This window comes from Ruegeria sp. CDSA077, from assembly GCF_059612265.1.
The window spans coordinates 110,152-127,510 of sequence record NZ_JBXWQG010000001.1 but is presented as its reverse complement, the minus strand read 5'-3'; the positions used below and the strand labels follow the sequence as shown (position 1 = coordinate 127,510).

Below are 17,359 nucleotides of genomic sequence, written 5' to 3'. Positions count from 1 at the left end.
CCGTCAGGGGCTGACGAGATAAATCACTGGGAGATATCTGAATGAACGAACAAATCACTCACATGGCCAAGCAGGTTACAGCTGGCAAGCTGACCCGCCGCGAATTTATGGGGAAAGCTGCAGCACTTGGTGTGTCTGCTGCGATGGCCAGCACAATGTTTGCCGATGCTGCACGCGCGGCTGGCCCGAAAAAGGGCGGTGATCTGAAATTTGGCCTGCAGGGCGGGGAATCCACCAACTCGCTTGACCCGGCCACCTATGCCAGCTCGGTTCCGTTCCAGAACGGCAAGCAGTTCGGCGACCAACTGGTCGAGGTTGCGCCCGATGGATCGATCGAACCGCGCCTTGCAGAAAGCGTCGAAGGCAGCGCGGATGCCAGGGTCTGGACCTTCAAACTGCGTCAGGGCGTGGAATTCCACAACGGCAAGACCATGACCAGCGAAGACGTGCTGAAAACCATGGAGCGTCACTCGAACGAGGATTCCCAATCCGGTGCTCTGGGAATCATGCGCGGCATCGAATCGATGAAGGCTGATGGCGACAATTTCCAGGTTACGCTGAATGAACCAAATGCCGACCTGCCCTATCTGATGGCAGACTATCATCTGATCATCCAGCCGGATGGCGGCATGGAAGATCCTGGCGCAGGGGTTGGCACCGGCCCTTACCAAGTGGAAGTCAACGAACCCGGCGTCCGCCACGTGTTCAAAAAGTTCGCCAACCACTGGAGCGATTATGGCAATTTCGACAGCGTCGAAGTGGTTGTTATCAATGACGCAACCGCCCGGACCGCCGCGCTGCAATCCGGTCAGGTCCACGCGATCAACCGGGTTGAGCCCAAGATTGCTGATCTGCTGGGTCGCGCACCGAACCTGACTGTGCATTCAACCGCAGGCCGTGGCCACTATGTGTTTATCATGCATTGCGACACGGCACCGTTTGATAACAATGAACTGCGTTTGGCCCTGAAACACGCGATTAACCGTCAGGATCTGGTCGACAAGGTTCTGCGTGGCTATGGCTCGATTGGGAATGACATGCCGATCAACGCGGCCTACCCGCTGTTTGACGGTTCGATCCCGCAGCGTGAATTCAGCATCGAAAAAGCAGCTGAGCATTACAAGAAGTCGGGTCATGACGGCTCGCCAATCATTCTGCAGGTCGCTGATGGCGCCTTCCCTGGTGCAGTGGACGCGGCCGCCCTGTTCCAGCAGACCGCGGCTCAGGCTGGTATCCCGCTGGAAATCAAGCGTGAACCCAACGATGGTTACTGGTCCGAGGTTTGGAACGTACAGCCGTTCTGCGCCTCGTACTGGGGTGGCCGTCCGGTGCAGGACCAGATGTATTCGACCGCGTATCTGTCGACCGCAGACTGGAACGACACGCGGTTCAAGGTTCCGGCCTTTGACGAGATGCTGTTTGCAGCCCGCGCCGAGCTGGACAATGACAAGCGCAAAGACATCTACAAACAGATGGGCATGATGGTCCGCGACGAAGGCGGCGTAATCTGCCCGATGTTCAATGATTTCGTCGAAGGTGTCAGCAATCAGCTGGAAGGTTGGGAAAGCGACCCGACCCAAGAGATGATGAACGGCAACATGTCCCGCAAGATGTGGTTCTCCTGATAAGGACCACGGATCATGCATCCTATCATCAAATTGGTTTCCCAGCGCCTTGCGCTGGGACTCCTATTGCTGTTTGGCGCTTCGGCCCTGATTTTTGGCCTGACCGAAGCCCTGCCCGGAGACGCCGCGCAAGCCGTCCTGGGACAGTCCGCAACTCCTGAGGCTCTTGCTAACTTACGTGAGGAAATGGGGCTGAACCGCCCTGCCCTGACCCGATACGCCGAATGGCTGGGCGGGATCGTTCAAGGCGATCTGGGCCAATCGATGACCAACAAACTGGATATCGCTGAAAGCATCGGCAAGCGCCTGGGCAACACGCTGTTCCTGGCTTGTGCCGCCGCCGTCGTCTCCGTACCACTCGCTATCTTCCTTGGCTTGTTGGCCGTCCGCTATCGCAACCGCATGCCGGACAAATTGATCTCGGCTGTGACCTTGACCACGGTTTCGATCCCCGAATTCCTGATCGGCTACGTGATTATCTATTTCGTTTCCGTAAAACTGGGCTGGTTTTCCTCGCTTGCGATGATCAACGATTCGATGTCCTTCGGTGAAAAGCTCTATGCAATCGCCTTGCCGGCCTTTGTGCTGACGCTGGTGGTATTGGCACAGATGATGCGGATGACCCGCGCCGCAATCCTAAACCTGATGCAGTCGGCCTATATCGAAACGGCTGAGCTGAAAGGTTTGTCCAGTTTTCAGGTCATCGCGCGACATGCCTTCCCCAACGCGATTTCGCCCATTGTCAACGTTGTTATGCTGAACCTGGCCTATCTGGTCGTGGGCGTCGTCGTGGTCGAAGTGGTGTTCGTTTACCCTGGCATGGGGCAATATCTTGTGGACTCGGTGACCAAGCGTGACGTGCCTGTGGTTCTGGCCTGCGGCGTTGTCTTCGCTGCGGTCTATATCGGGCTGAACATGGTTGCCGATATCGTGTCCATCCTTGCCAATCCAAGACTGAGGCACCCGAAATGATGAAGAATCTTCCTATTTCGGCCATGATCGGTCTGTTTTTCACCGGGCTGTACTTTTTCGTGGCGCTCGCCGCACCTCTGATCGCTCCTTACGGCATGGCTGAGGTGGTCGGTGATGTCTGGGAACCGTCCAGCGCCAAACACTTGTTGGGTACGGACAATATCGGGCGCGATCTGCTAACTCGCATGATCTATGGCGGGCGCACGACCATCTTTATCGCTGCTGCTGCCACGATCCTCAGCTTTGCCACCGGCACCACGCTGGGCTTGCTGGCCGCTGTTCTTGGTGGCTGGGCCGATCAGGTCCTCAGCCGAGCGGTTGACCTGGTCATGTCGATCCCGACACTGATTCTGGCGCTGGTCATTCTGGCGATTGTCCCGGTGACTGTCCCGATCCTGATCCTGGTGATGGGCCTTTTGGACGCAACGCGCCCCTATCGCCTGTCGCGATCTGTCGCTGTGGATATCAATGTGATGGACTATGTTGAGGCTGCCAAGCTGCGCGGTGAGGGTCGTATCTGGATCATCTTCCGGGAAATCCTGCCCAATGCTCTGTCGCCTCTGGTGGCCGAGTTCGGATTACGGTTCATCTTTATGGTTCTGTTTATCTCGACCCTCTCGTTCCTGGGTCTGGGCGTCCAACCGCCGCTGGCGGATTGGGGTGGAATCGTGAAGGAAAACAAAGACGGTATCGTCTATGGCATCGGCGCGGCGCTATATCCGGCTGTTGCCATCGCGACCCTCGCCATCTCGGTCAACCTTGTTGCTGACTGGGTCCTGAACCGTACCACATCGCTGAAAGGAGGCCGGGGATGAGTGATACCCTTCTCAAGGTCCGCGACCTCAAAATCGGCGCGACCGTCTATCCGCCGGGTGAAAAACCCCATGATATCGAAATCGTGCACGGGGTCAGCTTTGACCTTGAACGCGGCAAGGTGTTGGGGCTGATCGGTGAATCCGGGGCCGGTAAATCCACCATTGGTCTGGCCTCAATGGCCTATGGCCGTGGTGGTGTTGAACTCACCGGCGGAGAGGTTTGGGTTAACGGGCGCGATATCCTGAAAACCCCGCATAGCGATATCCGTAATCTGCGCGGAGGCGAGGTAGCATATGTTTCGCAATCCGCCGCAGCATCGTTCAACCCAGCCAAGAAGATCATGGATCAGGTGATCGAAGCCGCCGTGGAGCACAAGAAGTTCTCGCGTAAAGAGGCCGAAGCCCGCGCGCGGGAACTATTCGACAAGCTGGGGCTTCCCGATCCGGACAATATTGGTGATCGCTATCCGCACCAAGTTTCGGGCGGTCAGCTACAGCGGTGTATGACAGCACTGGCGCTTTGTCCTGAGCCTGATCTGGTGGTGTTCGACGAACCGACAACTGCGCTGGATGTGACCACCCAGATCGATGTTCTGATGGCCATTAAGGAAGCCATTCGTGATACCGGCGTTGCCGCGCTCTATATCACCCACGATCTGGCAGTCGTTGCGCAAGTCAGCGACGACATCATGGTTCTGCGCATGGGTAACACGGTCGAGTACGGCAACACCGATCAGATCATCAACAACCCGCAGGAAGAGTATACCAAGGCGCTGGTCTCGGTCCGCTCCATCGAACATGAAGAAAAGAAGCCAACATCCGAACCAGTGCTGACAGTTGACGGGATCACTGCGCGCTATAAGGGGCTGAATTTCGACGTGCTGCACAACGTCAATGTCGAGCTCCATCCAGGCCAAACATTAGCGGTTGTGGGCGAATCCGGTTCCGGCAAGTCCACGCTGGCACGGGTGATCACCGGGCTGCTTCCACCGCGCGATGGCGAGATCAATTTCGCCGGACGCAAGCTCAGTGGCGATCTGAAGGGCCGCAGCCGAGAAGACCTGCGTGAGTTGCAGATGATCTATCAGATGGCAGATGTGGCGATGAACCCGCGTCAGACCGTCGGCACTATCATCGGGCGCCCGCTGGAGTTCTACTTCGGTATGCGCGGCGCGGAAAAACGCAAGCGGATCGTGGAACTGCTGGATGAGATCGAGCTGGGCGAAAAATACATGGACCGCTATCCGGCGGAACTGTCTGGCGGCCAGAAACAGCGTGTTTGCATTGCGCGTTCATTGGCGGCCAAGCCCAAGATGATCATCTGTGACGAAGTCACCTCGGCGCTGGATCCGCTAGTCGCGGATGGTATCCTCAAACTGCTGCTGGACCTGCAAAAGATCGAGGATGTGGCCTATCTGTTCATCACCCACGATCTGGCAACAGTGCGCGCGATCAGCGACAGTATTGCGGTGATGTATCAGGGCCGAGTCGTCCGCTACGGCCCCAAGTCGCAGGTGCTGAGCCCACCGTTTGATGACTATACCGACCTACTGCTCAGCTCTGTCCCCGAAATGCATCTGGGCTGGCTGGAAGAGGTCGTCGCCCACCGCAAAATGGAAAGCGCCGGGAACTGATCCCGGCCCTTCCCGTAAGTTTATGAAATCCCGGCGCCATTCGATCAAGGTGTCGGGATTTTGCCATTCGGGGCGGGATCAGGCAGCCAGACCGCACCGAATCTTTTAGGGTCGGCTGAAGCAATCTGAAAAAGGGTCAGAGCATGGACCGCAAACTTCTCCTCATCATTCTGGACGGTGTTCCATGGCGCAATTTCCGTCGCTTGTTCGGCAACCTGGAAGGCTGGGTCGACACCGGCGAGGCGCGCGTTTGGAAGAAGCGCGCTGTGCTGCCGTCAATCTCGGCAAGCTGCTATGCCTCGATCCATACCGGTGTTACACCGCAGGAGCATGGCTGTACCGGCAATGGCAACGTGTTCCGCCTGAGTCAGAAGGACATCTTCAGCCAAGTGCGCGAAGCCGGCGGCGTGACTGGGGCTGTGGCCCACAGCTTCTGGTCGCAATTCTTTAATCGCCATCCATTCGACTATGTCCGCGATGTTGAATATGACGAGCCCAACAGCAAAACGATCAATCATGGTCGGTTCCACACGATGACAGGCTATGGCAAAGCCAACCAGATGACGCCCTGTGACGTCGATCTGTTCGCGACGCTGACAAATCTCTGCCTACGCCATGGCTTGGACTATGGATTGCTGCATACCAGCACTTTGGACAGCATGGGTCATAGGTTCTTTCATGAATGTGAAGAGATGGACCATGCCTGTTTCGTGATGGACGAAATGCTGGCCCCGTTTATCCCGCGCTGGCGGCAGTTGGGTTACGACGTCATCGTCACCGCAGATCACGGCCAGGACGATCGTGGCCATCACGGTGGGCGTGGCGCATTGCAGCAGGAAACCGCGCTGTATTACTTCGGTGACGCCGAAGGCCCCGATGCGGACGCTGTGATCGACCAGCTACAGCTGGCGCCCACGATTCTGGACCGTTTGGGTGCCCCGATTGCCGAAACCATGAAGGGTCAGCCCTTCTTGAAGTAGGGGATCAGTCGTAGGGCCAGATCTGCTGGCCCAACGCCTCTATCGCCACCGAGATCCTCTCGAAGCTGTCCGCCGCACGTTTGACCATGGTGCGCGCCCGCAGATAGCCGTGCACAAGGCCGGGTTCATTGATGCAATGAGCTTGCCCACCTGCAGCCCTGATCTGTTCGCAATAGATCGCACCATCATCACGTAAGGGATCACAATCTGCAGTTACCACCACGGTTGGGGGCAGCCCCGAGAAATCCGTGTCATGCAATGGAGCGAATGTCGGGTCGTTTTCCGGCACATCTCCACCACAGCGCATCTTCTCGTAAAAACTTACATCCTCCAGCGTCAGCAAAGGCGCATGGGCATGTTCCTTATAGGAACCACGGGATGAATCTCCGCCCAAGCCTGGATAGATGAGGACCTGACCAAGAAGATTGTCGAACTGTGTCCGTCCGTGCTGTGAAACTGCGGCGGCCAGATTTCCACCCGCGCTGTCGCCCGCCAGAACGAAAGGGTCCTGGAACTCTTGCACCGCCCAGTTGGTTGCAGCCCAGCTATCGTGAAACTGGGCAGGATGAATATGTTCGGGGCTCAGGCGGTAATCCACGGCAATCACCCGATACCCAGTTTGTGCACAAAGTTCGGCACAGACATCGTCGTGACTGTCCAGCCCGCCGACGACAAACCCGCCGCCGTGGAAATAGATCACCGTCCGGCTTGGATTGCCTGCGGTGTAAATGCGAACAGGCACGCCATCGGCGCGCCTGTCTTCTGTTTCAACACCCATTGGGCGAGGTTGGCGAAAATCCTTGCACATTACGTCATAGACGCCGCGCTGATCTTCGATCGACAATTCGACCGCGTCATCAGGATAGCTTTCAGCCGTTCGTCTTATGAACGCCCAGGTTTCTTCATCAATCAGACGTTCATAGTCCATAGCCCCTCCGCGATCAGGCAGCCCACTCCCATGGCCGGGTGAACGATCCCAGCACTTTGCTGACATCGTCGTCCGAGGAACCGTTGGCGTCAAGCTGCGCGACAAGCCCGCGCTTTTTATCATCCAGAACCGAAACCACACGCGCAGCAACGCCTGCGTCTTCAAGCGCACCATTGTAGATGCGTGTGATTGCCTGCTTACGTAGCTCGGGCTTAAAGACTTTGCCCACTGCCGTCTTGGGCAGTTCGTCCAGAATGGTCATGTGCTTAGGTTGCGCGGCGCGCTCGTGAACGTGAACTCTGCAGTATTCCATCAACTCCTGCTCTGTCACACTGGCCCCAGAGACCAGTTCGACAAAGGCACAGGGCACTTCGCCCGCATGGGCGTCTGGTTGACCGATCGCACCGGCAAATGCCACGGCCTCATGCCCCAACAGCGCCTCTTCGATCTCGGCCGGGTCGATATTGTGCCCGCCGCGAATGATCAAATCCTTGGCACGACCGGTGATCCACAAATAGCCATCATCGTCAAACCGGCCCAAATCACCGGTGCGCAGATATTTGTCATAGTGGAACAGGCCCACGTTCTTTTCGACCTCTGTATAGGTGTTGCCCGCAAATACGCCGGGGTTCGAGATACAGATCTCACCAATCTGATCAGTTCCACATTCGGTCGGACCGTCGGGCCCATCCTGCAGGATTTTCACATCCGTATAAGGGAACGGAACACCAATCGAACCGATCTTCTTTTCGCCATCCACCGGGTTGCACGACACAAGGCAGGTGGCTTCGGTCAGGCCATAGCCTTCGACTATAGTGACGCCGGTGGCCTCTTCAAAGCGACGGAACAGTTCAACCGGCAAAGGAGCCGAGCCTGAGAAGGCCGTTTTCACTGACGAGATATCAGCGTCGACAGGGCGCTGCATTTTGGCAGAGATCGCTGTCGGAACCGTGATGATAAAGCTGACTTTCCAACGCTCGATCAGTTTCCAGAAATTGTCGAAAACGCCATCCCCGCGATATCCTTGAGGCGTCGGGAAGACCACATGCGCACCCGAACTCACCGCAGCCATGACGATCACATGCACAGCAAAGACGTGGAACATGGGCAGTGGACACATGACCACATCGTTTTCGTCGAACAACAAGGTGCCACCACACCAGCCATTATAGATCAGGCCGGAATATTTGTGTTGTGCAACCTTGGGCATGCCAGTTGTACCACCAGTATGGAAATAGCACGCAACACGGTCTGATTTACTGTCTTCGAATGTCAGTGTCTTGGGCTGTTTCGCCAGCTCTTTGCTGAAATTCAAATAGTCCGCATGAGCCAATTTAGCCTTGTCGCCCATTTTGGGACGCACAAGGGGCACGATCCACGATTTCGGAGGTGTCAGATAGCGATTCAGGTCGATTTCCAGAATTGTGTTCACACCGGGCGCGTGGCGTACGGCCTCTTCCACCTTCTGTGCAACATCGGCTTTGGGAAATGATTTTAGCGTCACAACAACCTTGGCTTTCGTCTCGCGCAAAATTGCTGCGATTTGCTCGGGCTCCAACAACGGGTTGATCGGGTTCACGATCCCTGCGACGGCTCCTCCCATAAGGGTCACCAGAGTTTCGTTGCAGTTGGGCAGCACATAGGCCACCACATCGTTTTCACCGATACCCAGAGATCTGAAAAGATTGGCGGCCTGATTGACCTTACCCAGCAGATCAGACCACGTCAGGGTCTCGGCCTTATCGGTTGGGCCGGAAAACAGCTGAAAGCTAATGGCCTTGTGGTCGGGGAACTTGGCCGACGTTCGAGAAAGTAACTGATGAAAGGTTACCGGTACGTCTCGATCCTCCCACGGCATTTCATTTTCTATTCTTGCCTTATCGTCTAATCCCGCGAATGCCATTAGTTCCTCCCTGTACTTTTACTGCGTCACGCGCAGGCTCTCATCTAGGATGAAAGTAAAACCCGCTCATGTGCAAGTAAGGGCTTAACGGCAGAACAACCCAGAATGTAGAATGACGCTGGGGCGCAAAACAAAATATCTCGCCATCAGGTTACTCTGCTGCAACACCATCGGTAAATTGCAACCGTGCCAAACGCGCGTACAGCCCATCCTGCGATACCAGATCGTCATGCGTTCCCTGCGCAACGATCTGCCCGTTCTCCAGGACGATGATGCGGTCGGCTTTTTTCACGGTTGCCAATCTGTGCGCAACAATCAGCGTCGTCCGCCCTGCACGCAACCTGTCGACAGCCCCTTGCACAGCGCGCTCGCTTTCAGCGTCCAATGCCGATGTCGCCTCATCCAACAACAGGATCGGAGCATCGCGCAAAATGGCGCGGGCGATGGCGATCCGCTGTTTTTGTCCCCCGGACAGCATGACGCCTCGCTCTCCTACAAAGCTGTCATAGCCTTCGGGCAGCGTCGAGATGAATTCGTGGGCCGCAGCTGCGCGGGCTGCGTCTTCAACCTCGGCATCCGTCGCATCGAGCCGCCCAAATCGGATATTTTCGCGCGCCGATGCTGCGAATATCGTGGGATCCTGAGGCACAAGTGCCATATGACGGCGGAAATTGGAACGATCCAAATCTCGCAGGTCAATGCCATCCAAACAAACGCGTCCCGAGTCAGGATCATAGAATCGCTGAATCATCTGGATCACGGTTGTTTTTCCAGCCCCCGAGGGGCCGACAAATGCGACGGTTTCCCCGGGGTTGACTGTCAGCGACAGTTCATTCAATGCCACGACATCCGGACGCGCCGGGTAGCGGAAAGTCACATCGTCGAACTGAATCTCGCCGCGCACGGGCGCGGGGAAAGCTTGCGCCTGGCCGGGATCGTTCACGGTGTCCTGAGCATTCAACAACTCGACCAACCGCTCGGTCGCACCGGCCGCACGCTGCAATTCGCTCCAGATTTCGGACAGGGCTGCGACCGAACCGGCCATGATGATCGAATAGATCACGAACTGGATCAGAACGCCCTCGGTCATGACACCGTTGCGGACATCATTCGCCCCCATCCACAACACGCCCACGATTCCGGAAAACACCAGGAATATGACGATGACGGTCAGCACGGCCCGGGTCTGAATTCGGCGCAGCGAGACAGTATAGGACGTTTCGGTCATCTCACCGAATTGATTTCGGCTGGCCTGCTCATGGGTAAAGGCCTGAACGGTTTGAACCGCGCTCAGCGCTTCACCGGCGTTGCCCGATGAGGCTGCGATCCAGTCTTGGTTTTCCCGGCTAATAACCCGCAGGCGCCGCCCCAATACCAGTATCGGAACCACAACCAGCGGAATCAGCAGCAAGACCATCCCGGTCAGCTTGGCCGAGGTCAGCAGCATCAGCACAAGCCCGCCCAGAAACATCAACATATTGCGTAGAGCGATCGAGACCGACGAGCCCAGCACGGATTGAATCAGCGTGGTGTCGGTCGTGATCCGGCTCAGCACCTCACCCGTCATGATACGTTCATAGAATTCGGGGCTCATCCCGATGACGCGATCAAAAACGGCTTTGCGGATATCGGCGACAACGCGTTCACCCAGGCGCGTAACAAGCGCGTAGCGGATGCCTGTTCCGACGGCCAGAATCGCGGCGATGCCCAGCGCCGCCAGAAAGTACCAATCCAGTAGCTCTCCGTCTTCGATCCGAAAGTTGTCGACCACACGGCGGACAGCCAAAGGCAATGTCAGCGTCATGCTGGCGGTCAGAACCAAGGCCAAAGAGGCCCCAATCATTTGCAATCGATAAGGCTTCATGAATGGCCAGAGCGAAGCCAGAACACCGATCTTCCTGGACCTGGCCCGTTCCTCAGCCGCACCGGGTGCGGGTTTTGCTGTTGGACTGGCTGAGACGGGTTTTGCCATGTCAGGCCCTTACATCGTGTTCGAATTCCGGTATCCCGCTTCTTGGCGTCTACAACCCGCCGGGTCAAGCGGTGCAGCCGAATGGCCCAAACGAAAGGCTATTTGACGCAGATTTTTGGGGCTGATTTGGAGCGGGCGGCGGGAATCGAACCCGCTTCATCAGCTTGGAAGGCTGAGGTAATAGCCAGTATACGACGCCCGCTCAGCGGTGGCTGGTTTATGCCATGCCCAAGGTGTCGTCAAGCACAGTTCGCACGTGAAATTCAAAATCATATGACACCCGGGGACGGACCCCGGCGCATCGGTAATCCAGGGGTCGCTTCGGCAGCGCGCGGCTTATTCAACGCGCGGCATTCGCCCATTCGCAAGATTCAAGATCCGCCGAAATACGGATCATGGATGCCAGATTCTTACTGGAAGATTCGTCCAAACCAATCAACTTCGCAGGATAGGTCGTTGCGGCGCTCAGCGCATCCTTCAGCGGGACACCGACATTTTTAACAAGTATGCGAACAGCCGTCGTCAGATCCAGGTCAGCCCCTGCCAGCGTTCCATTTTCAAGCGTCAGGCGGCCATCCGTTCTGGTAATACGGCGCCCTTCAAGGTTGAATTCGGCATCCTCTGTTCCGGCAACAGCCATGGCATCGCTGACCAGAAATATCCGGGCCGGGCCGGTCTTTGCCGCCCATGCCGCCCGCATGACCTCAGGGTGTACGTGTATACTGTCGGCAATCAGACCCGCAGACAAACCCGCATTGGCCAGCGCCGCCCCCACAAGACCAGGCTCGCGGTTTCCAAGCTGGCTCATGGCGTTGAACAGATGTGTGACACAGCGCGCGCCCGCCGCAGCATAACGTTGACAGGTCGCAAAATCCGCATCGCTATGACCCAGAGACACCAGAATTCCGGCCTCAGCCAAAGAGGTAACCTGTTGCTCAGACACAGCTTCTGGCGCCAGGGTTACTTTGAGGCAAGGCAATCGGCTGGCCGCGGCTATCAGGGTGGTCAGATCATCTTCATCCATCGGGCGGATCAGCGCCGCGTCATGCGCCCCTTTTCGCGCCAACGAAAGATGCGGTCCCTCCAGATGCAGTCCAGCGACACCGGGAACACCGACATCCACAGCCTTGATCGCGGCCTCTATTGCCTGCTGGGTCTTGGCCGCAGTGTCGGTAATCAGGGTGGGCAAAAAGGATGCGACGCCAAGCTTTCTATGCGCTTGAGAAATGCGCTGGATAGTCTCGACAGAAGGGTCATCGTTGAACATGACACTTCCGCCGCCATTGACCTGTAGGTCCACAAATCCGGGGCAGAGAATATCACCGTTCAGATCGACCTGCTGCCCGGCGATTTTGGTTCCGTCTGCCGGGGTGATCTCGGACAAATTACCTTGGCGAAACACAACCGCCTGCCCCTCCAGCAGGTGTGTGCCGTCGAAATAGGCGCCGTTTCTGAATACAACCGTCTGAGAGGTCATACAGTTTCCGTAACTTTCTTAAGGTGACGCGGGGCATCAGGGTCAATTCCGCGATTGCAGGCGACCGATTCAACCATGCTGTAGAACGATGTGATGGTGCTGATGGGATCGGTCAGCCAATGGTCCGTTCTGACGACCGGCAGAGGCTGCGCCCGTTTCACCGCCGAGGTTGCGGCAAAAACGGTAGCCCCTTTTGCCGCCAACGCATCAGCCGCTTCTGCCGTTGTTTGTTCAGCGGCATCACCGGCGGCGAACACAATGGTTGGAAACCCTTCTTCAACGATTGAGACCGGCCCGTGCAGAACTTCGGCAGTCGAATAGCTCTCGGCGTGGATCTGGCAGGTCTCTTTGATTTTCAGCGCCGCTTCATTCGAGATCGCCAGCGATGGACCGCGACCCAAGGTAAACAGGGACCGGCCGGAAATCGCATTGGCGGCCGGGGTCCAGTCGCATTGGGCAGCCTTCCCAAGATACCCGGGCAGTGACCATATGGCCTGCTTCAGTTCTGCCTCATCCGCGATTTCCGCCAGCAACCACAGCCCCGCCACCAGAGACGTCACAAAGGTCTTAGTTGCTGCCACACTCAATTCCGGTCCCGCATGAAGAGACAGGACGGCGTCCGTGGCATCTGCCAGGTGGGATTCCGTATTGTTCGTAATGGCGACCGTCACGGCACCAGATCGTTTCAGCGCGCGCGTCATGCCAACGATGTCCGGGCTTTGACCAGATTGCGACACCGATATACTCAACGCACCCTGCGCCCGCAGCTCGGCACCATAGATCGAGTTGACCGAGGGCCCGACCGAGGCAACAGGAAGATTCAGCAACAGTTCGCATGCATATTTCAGATAGGTGCAGGCGTGATCCGAAGATCCTCGCGCCACCGAGACCAGAAAACGCGGGTCTGCGTCGCGCGCCAACTGGGCAGCGTGGCGGATATTGTCAGCCCCATTGCTTAGCAATCGGTCTACGGCATCAGGAATTTCCAGAATTTCCTGACGCATCTTCGAGAGTTCTACGGACATCAAGTTCCGTCCTTTCAGGTTACAACCGCAATTCAGCGACAAAATCATACGCATCGCCGCGATAAAGCGAGCGTGTCAGTTCGGCGACGCGTCCGTTTCTGAGAAAAGAAACACGTTCAATATTCAGCCCGGCGGCTCCCTCGGGAACATCAAGCAGTTCAGCCTCACGCGCGGCCAAATTCAGGGCCGAGATCTTCTGAACGGCCCGAACAGGACGGCGGCCCAACCGATCCAAGACCTCGTACAGAGAGGTGGTCACCTCGATCGGGTTCGGCAGGATATCCAAAGGTAGCGCCGCTTTTTCCAGCGCCAGTGGACGGCCATCGGCTTCGCGCAACCGGTAGATACGAGAGATTTGCTCACCCTCGGACAAGCTCAAGGCGGAAATCTCTTCTTGGGTCGGCGCAAAGACCCCCCGCTCCAGCCATTTCGACGCGGTTTTCATTCCACGGCTGGACATGTCTTCGGTGAACGAAGTCAGATGTGTCAGCGATTGTTCGACCCGTGGCATGCGCTCGCGGATGAACGAGCCCGAGCCCTGACGCTGTTCGATCACGCCCTCCTGGACAAGCTCTTGAATCGCCTTTCGCACGGTGACGCGCGAAAGGTCCGTGATCTCGACAAGTTCTCTCTCGGACGGAAGCGACGATTTGGGGGGCAGAACACCCGTATCAATGCCCTCCTGCAGCCTTCGCCGCAGTTGGACATATCTCGGCCCATTATCAGCGGTCAGCCAGGAATCCGAACGCAGAAAATCAGCAATGCTCATGTTCGACCTCCTTTGCCAAGGCGAGCGCCCCGTCGAGCGGTTCTCCTAACGGCGCGCGCAGGTCGGATTGCATGTTTTCGGGCAGATACGACGCGTATTGACCACCAATACCGCCCGTCAGGCACAGCGCGGTTCCCGGGCTCCACCCCAAATGCGTGGCAGTATCCGCCAGATAGGCAGCACCTGCCCGCATGATTTGTTGCGCAACCACGTCGTCATCTTGGGCAGCCATGGTCACTTTTGGTGCAATCGCACCAAACTGCGCAGGGTCTGCAGCCCCCGCAAAGCGAACGATCCCGGCAGGTCCGTCATGCTCGGACAGCAAAGTGGTCAAAAGGTCCGAACGGGCCTGCGTTCCATCAAACGCACGCAATGCCAAGGACAATGCCATCCTTCCAACCCACTGGGCCGAGGCTTCATCCCCCAAGACCGAGCCCCAGCCACCGGCAAAGCGCATGTCTCTACCAGTTTGTCTGGCCAGAAATGAGCCTGTACCACAATGGGCAATCAGCCCGTCCTGCGCACCCAGCGCCCCGCGCAAGGCTGCGGGACGATCATCCTCTATCCGGGCGTGCTTTAGACCAAGCGCATCCCTCAAACGAGTTGCGATCGCCTGATCCGTGACCCCAGCCAAACCAACAAAGGCAGGACTTGCCAACAAGCCCTCAACCCCGATGCCAAGCTTGCCAGACAGCCGGTCTAACCCCAGCTTTATCTGTGAAACGCCAGCCTGAAAATCAGTCGAGACGTTTGCAGCGCCAACTTCAACGCTGTGAGCGATTCCAGCAACTTCACAGGCCACACGACAGCGCGTTCCACCGCCATCAACGGCCAATACAGCATTATGCAGGGACTCAATCATGACAATACCAATACAATACCTATTTGATTTAGAAAAGCCTAGATTTTGGCATAGCTCGCAAATATTGCAATTTTTCCTATAAAAACCGCACAAAACCTTCACTGAAAATAAAATGTTGGACAGGTGGTATTAAATAGGTATTGTAATCAGGAAACCTGGGAGGGGATTCTCTTGACGCTGCCGTCGACCGAACAACTGCATCATAATGCCGCCAGCCTTTGTCGCGATGACCTGACGGGGTCAGCCTTGCTGCTGGCCGAGGGTCAGATCGCAGCGGCGGCAGCAGTGCGCCCGGCCCTAGAGGCCATCGCCTCGGGTGCTGCAGCGATGGCTGTGACTCTGCGTTCGGGCGGCATGTTGCACTATGTTGCGGCGGGATCCTCCGGACTGATGGCTGCAGCTGACGCGCAAGAGCTGGGCGGAACCTTCTCAATCACGCCAGACCAGTTGCGGATTCACATGGCTGGCGGCCTTCCGACGGGTGTTGAGATGCCTGGCGACTCCGAAGATGCCGACGGAGACCTGCGTGAGGCGCTGAACGCGTTAACAGCCCGCGATACGGTAATTGCCGTATCCGCCAGCGGATCCACACCTTACACGATGACAGCGGCAGGCATCGCCCGCGCAAACGGCGCGACCTTGATCGGCATCGCCAATAACGCCAACAGCCCCCTGCTGATACAGGCCAACATCCCGATCCTGCTTGCCACACCGCCCGAACTGATCTCTGGATCAACTCGGATGGGCGCGGGAACGGCACAAAAGATCGCCTTGAATATGCTGTCGTCGCTGATGGCGCTGGACCTTGGCCACGTACATGGCGGCATGATGGTCAACCTGCGCGCGGACAATGACAAACTGCGCGCCCGCGCGGCCGGAATCGTCACCCGCATTGCCGAGGTGGACACAGGCGCTGCAAAGCGCGCACTGGAAGCAACGCGCGGTGATGTGAAGCCCGCCGTGCTTGTCGCCGCAAAAGGTGTTTCGGCATCCGAAGCCACCGAACGCCTACGAACATCAGACGGAATCCTAACGGCCGCACTGGCCATAGAATAATAACCATCAATCGGGAGAATATGGATGACCAAGAATAGCTTGAAACTTGCTCTGCTGGGCACGACGCTGATGGCGTCGGCTGCCTATGCGGAAGATGTGACCCTGACCATCGAAAGCTGGCGAAATGACGACCTGACGCTATGGCAGGACCAGATCATCCCTGCGTTTGAGGCCAAACACCCCGGCATCAAAGTGCAATTCACACCCTCGGCCCCGGCAGAATACAACGCTGTCCTGAACTCGAAACTGGATGCGGGCTCGGCTGGCGATCTGATCACCTGCCGTCCTTTCGATGCATCACTGGCCCTCTATGAGGCCGGCCACCTGAGCGACCTGTCGGGTGTCGAAGCGATGGGCAACTTCTCGGATGTGGCCAAATCGGCCTGGCAGACGGATGACGGCTCGGCCAGCTTCTGCGTTCCCATGGCATCGGTGATCCACGGGTTCATCTACAACAAGGACGCGTTTGCCGAACTGGGCATCGAAGTTCCCACAACCGAGGACGAGTTCTTTGCCGCCCTCGACAAGATCAAGGAAGACGGCACGTATATCCCGATGGCGATGGGCACCAACGACCAGTGGGAAGCCGCCACTATGGGCTATAACAACATCGGCCCGAACTATTGGAAAGGCGAAGAGGGCCGCCAGGCGCTGATCGCAGGCGAGCAAAAGCTGACCGATGAAGCCTGGACCGCCCCCTATGCCACCCTGGCCCGTTGGGGCGCTTATCTGGGTGACGGATATGAGGCGCAGACCTATCCCGACAGCCAGAACATCTTTACCCTGGGTCGCGCAGCCGTCTACCCTGCGGGATCCTGGGAAATTTCGGGCTTCAATGCGCAGGCCGATTTCGAAATGGGCGCCTTTAAGCCGCCAGTCCAGAATGCGGGCGATACCTGCTATATCTCGGACCACACCGACATTGGCATTGGTATGAATGCGGCCACCGCGAATCCCGAAGCTGCCGAGACGTTCCTGGCCTGGGTCGCAAGCCCGGAATTCGCCGAAATCTTCGGCAACGCCCTGCCTGGCTTCTTCCCGCTCTCGAACACTCCGGTCGAGCTGCAGGACCCGCTGGCCAAGGAAATCGTAGGCTGGCGCGAAGAGTGTGAATCGACCATCCGCTCGACCTATCAAATCCTGTCGCGTGGCACACCGAACCTAGAAAACGATACCTGGGGCGCTTCGGTTGCCGCCATCAAAGGCGCAAAATCCCCCGAGGAACTGGGTGCCGAACTGCAGGAAGGCCTGGCCTCCTGGTACGCTCCGCATCAGTAAGCTGATCCATACCCGGGCGGTGCCGACCGCCCGGGTAACTCCGACACCCCTTTGAAAGCAATC

At 57.3% G+C, this 17,359-nt stretch carries 14 protein-coding genes and 1 tRNA gene; 7 read left to right on the top strand and 8 right to left on the bottom strand.

All coding sequences use genetic code 11. The features are described 5' to 3' along the window. Positions 1-41: 41 nt before the first annotated feature. The 5 genes from AC2FLE_RS00650 (at position 42) to AC2FLE_RS00630 (ending at position 6,026) form a co-directional block, all read left to right on the top strand. The gene (locus AC2FLE_RS00650) at positions 42-1,625 is read left to right on the top strand and encodes an ABC transporter substrate-binding protein (RefSeq protein WP_142636703.1); all 1,584 of its coding nucleotides are present in this window, start codon (positions 42-44) and stop codon (positions 1,623-1,625) included. Positions 1,626-1,640: 15 nt separating this feature from the next. Continuing rightward, positions 1,641-2,597: an ABC transporter permease gene (locus tag AC2FLE_RS00645; RefSeq protein ID WP_142636701.1), complete on the top strand. Its 957-nt coding sequence runs from the start codon at positions 1,641-1,643 to the stop codon at positions 2,595-2,597. Beyond that, positions 2,597-3,412, top strand: a complete 816-nt coding sequence (locus AC2FLE_RS00640; RefSeq protein WP_142636698.1) for an ABC transporter permease — start codon at positions 2,597-2,599, stop codon at positions 3,410-3,412. Before AC2FLE_RS00645 ends, AC2FLE_RS00640 begins: the two co-directional genes overlap by 1 nt. Next, a complete protein-coding gene (locus AC2FLE_RS00635; protein WP_496694753.1) occupies positions 3,409-5,046 on the top strand; it encodes an ABC transporter ATP-binding protein in 1,638 nt (545 codons plus the stop codon). Before AC2FLE_RS00640 ends, AC2FLE_RS00635 begins: the two co-directional genes overlap by 4 nt. A 143-nt stretch (positions 5,047-5,189) precedes the next feature. Then, positions 5,190-6,026: an alkaline phosphatase family protein gene (locus tag AC2FLE_RS00630; protein WP_496689647.1), complete on the top strand. Its 837-nt coding sequence runs from the start codon at positions 5,190-5,192 to the stop codon at positions 6,024-6,026. Between the two features lie 4 nt (positions 6,027-6,030). Here the strand turns inward: AC2FLE_RS00630 and AC2FLE_RS00625 are convergent, their stop codons facing one another. The 8 genes from AC2FLE_RS00625 to AC2FLE_RS00590 all read right to left on the bottom strand — a co-directional run bounded on the left by AC2FLE_RS00625 (position 6,031) and on the right by AC2FLE_RS00590 (position 14,962). After that, on the bottom strand, positions 6,031-6,954 hold the full coding sequence (locus AC2FLE_RS00625) for an alpha/beta hydrolase (protein WP_496694752.1): 924 nt from the start codon (positions 6,952-6,954) through the stop codon (positions 6,031-6,033). A gap of 13 nt (positions 6,955-6,967) precedes the next feature. Then, complete coding sequence (locus AC2FLE_RS00620) at positions 6,968-8,857, bottom strand: acyl-CoA synthetase (RefSeq protein ID WP_496694751.1); 1,890 nt, start codon at positions 8,855-8,857, stop codon at positions 6,968-6,970. A 151-nt stretch (positions 8,858-9,008) separates the two neighbouring features. Next, positions 9,009-10,829: an ABC transporter transmembrane domain-containing protein gene (locus AC2FLE_RS00615; RefSeq protein WP_496694750.1), complete on the bottom strand. Its 1,821-nt coding sequence runs from the start codon at positions 10,827-10,829 to the stop codon at positions 9,009-9,011. A 127-nt stretch (positions 10,830-10,956) separates the two neighbouring features. Further along, positions 10,957-11,031, bottom strand: a tRNA-Gly gene (locus AC2FLE_RS00610). A 138-nt stretch (positions 11,032-11,169) separates the two neighbouring features. Next, positions 11,170-12,306, bottom strand: a complete 1,137-nt coding sequence (gene nagA, locus AC2FLE_RS00605; protein WP_496694749.1) for an N-acetylglucosamine-6-phosphate deacetylase — start codon at positions 12,304-12,306, stop codon at positions 11,170-11,172. Further along, the gene (locus AC2FLE_RS00600; RefSeq protein WP_496694748.1) at positions 12,303-13,331 is read right to left on the bottom strand and encodes an SIS domain-containing protein; all 1,029 of its coding nucleotides are present in this window, start codon (positions 13,329-13,331) and stop codon (positions 12,303-12,305) included. The genes nagA and AC2FLE_RS00600 overlap by 4 nt, the downstream gene beginning before the upstream one ends. Positions 13,332-13,350: 19 nt before the next feature. Continuing rightward, a complete protein-coding gene (locus tag AC2FLE_RS00595) occupies positions 13,351-14,100 on the bottom strand; it encodes a GntR family transcriptional regulator (RefSeq protein ID WP_496694747.1) in 750 nt (249 codons plus the stop codon). Further along, positions 14,087-14,962 (bottom strand): glucosamine kinase nucleotide-binding domain-containing protein, encoded by an 876-nt coding sequence (locus tag AC2FLE_RS00590; RefSeq protein WP_496694746.1) that lies wholly within the window; start codon positions 14,960-14,962, stop codon positions 14,087-14,089. The genes AC2FLE_RS00595 and AC2FLE_RS00590 overlap by 14 nt, the downstream gene beginning before the upstream one ends. 171 nt (positions 14,963-15,133) lie before the next feature. On the opposite strand from AC2FLE_RS00590, the gene AC2FLE_RS00585 reads away from it, so the two are divergent. Together AC2FLE_RS00585 and AC2FLE_RS00580 are read left to right on the top strand one after the other, a co-directional pair. Beyond that, positions 15,134-16,018: an N-acetylmuramic acid 6-phosphate etherase gene (locus AC2FLE_RS00585; protein ID WP_496694745.1), complete on the top strand. Its 885-nt coding sequence runs from the start codon at positions 15,134-15,136 to the stop codon at positions 16,016-16,018. 24 nt (positions 16,019-16,042) lie between these two features. After that, the gene (locus tag AC2FLE_RS00580) at positions 16,043-17,296 is read left to right on the top strand and encodes an ABC transporter substrate-binding protein (RefSeq protein ID WP_142636676.1); all 1,254 of its coding nucleotides are present in this window, start codon (positions 16,043-16,045) and stop codon (positions 17,294-17,296) included. Positions 17,297-17,359 lie beyond the last annotated feature (63 nt).

Bases quoted from the DNA above. Each gene is read 5' to 3' on its own strand.
- AC2FLE_RS00650 (WP_142636703.1), top strand. From the start codon at position 42: ATGAACGAACAAATCACTCACATGGCCAAGCAGGTTACAGCTGGCAAG.
- AC2FLE_RS00645 (WP_142636701.1), top strand. From the start codon at position 1,641: ATGCATCCTATCATCAAATTGGTTTCCCAGCGCCTTGCGCTGGGACTC.
- AC2FLE_RS00640 (WP_142636698.1), top strand. From the start codon at position 2,597: ATGAAGAATCTTCCTATTTCGGCCATGATCGGTCTGTTTTTCACCGGG.
- AC2FLE_RS00635 (WP_496694753.1), top strand. From the start codon at position 3,409: ATGAGTGATACCCTTCTCAAGGTCCGCGACCTCAAAATCGGCGCGACC.
- AC2FLE_RS00630 (WP_496689647.1), top strand. From the start codon at position 5,190: ATGGACCGCAAACTTCTCCTCATCATTCTGGACGGTGTTCCATGGCGC.
- AC2FLE_RS00625 (WP_496694752.1), bottom strand. From the start codon at position 6,954: ATGGACTATGAACGTCTGATTGATGAAGAAACCTGGGCGTTCATAAGA.
- AC2FLE_RS00620 (WP_496694751.1), bottom strand. From the start codon at position 8,857: ATGGCATTCGCGGGATTAGACGATAAGGCAAGAATAGAAAATGAAATG.
- AC2FLE_RS00615 (WP_496694750.1), bottom strand. From the start codon at position 10,829: ATGGCAAAACCCGTCTCAGCCAGTCCAACAGCAAAACCCGCACCCGGT.
- nagA (WP_496694749.1), bottom strand. From the start codon at position 12,306: ATGACCTCTCAGACGGTTGTATTCAGAAACGGCGCCTATTTCGACGGC.
- AC2FLE_RS00600 (WP_496694748.1), bottom strand. From the start codon at position 13,331: ATGTCCGTAGAACTCTCGAAGATGCGTCAGGAAATTCTGGAAATTCCT.
- AC2FLE_RS00595 (WP_496694747.1), bottom strand. From the start codon at position 14,100: ATGAGCATTGCTGATTTTCTGCGTTCGGATTCCTGGCTGACCGCTGAT.
- AC2FLE_RS00590 (WP_496694746.1), bottom strand. From the start codon at position 14,962: ATGATTGAGTCCCTGCATAATGCTGTATTGGCCGTTGATGGCGGTGGA.
- AC2FLE_RS00580 (WP_142636676.1), top strand. From the start codon at position 16,043: ATGACCAAGAATAGCTTGAAACTTGCTCTGCTGGGCACGACGCTGATG.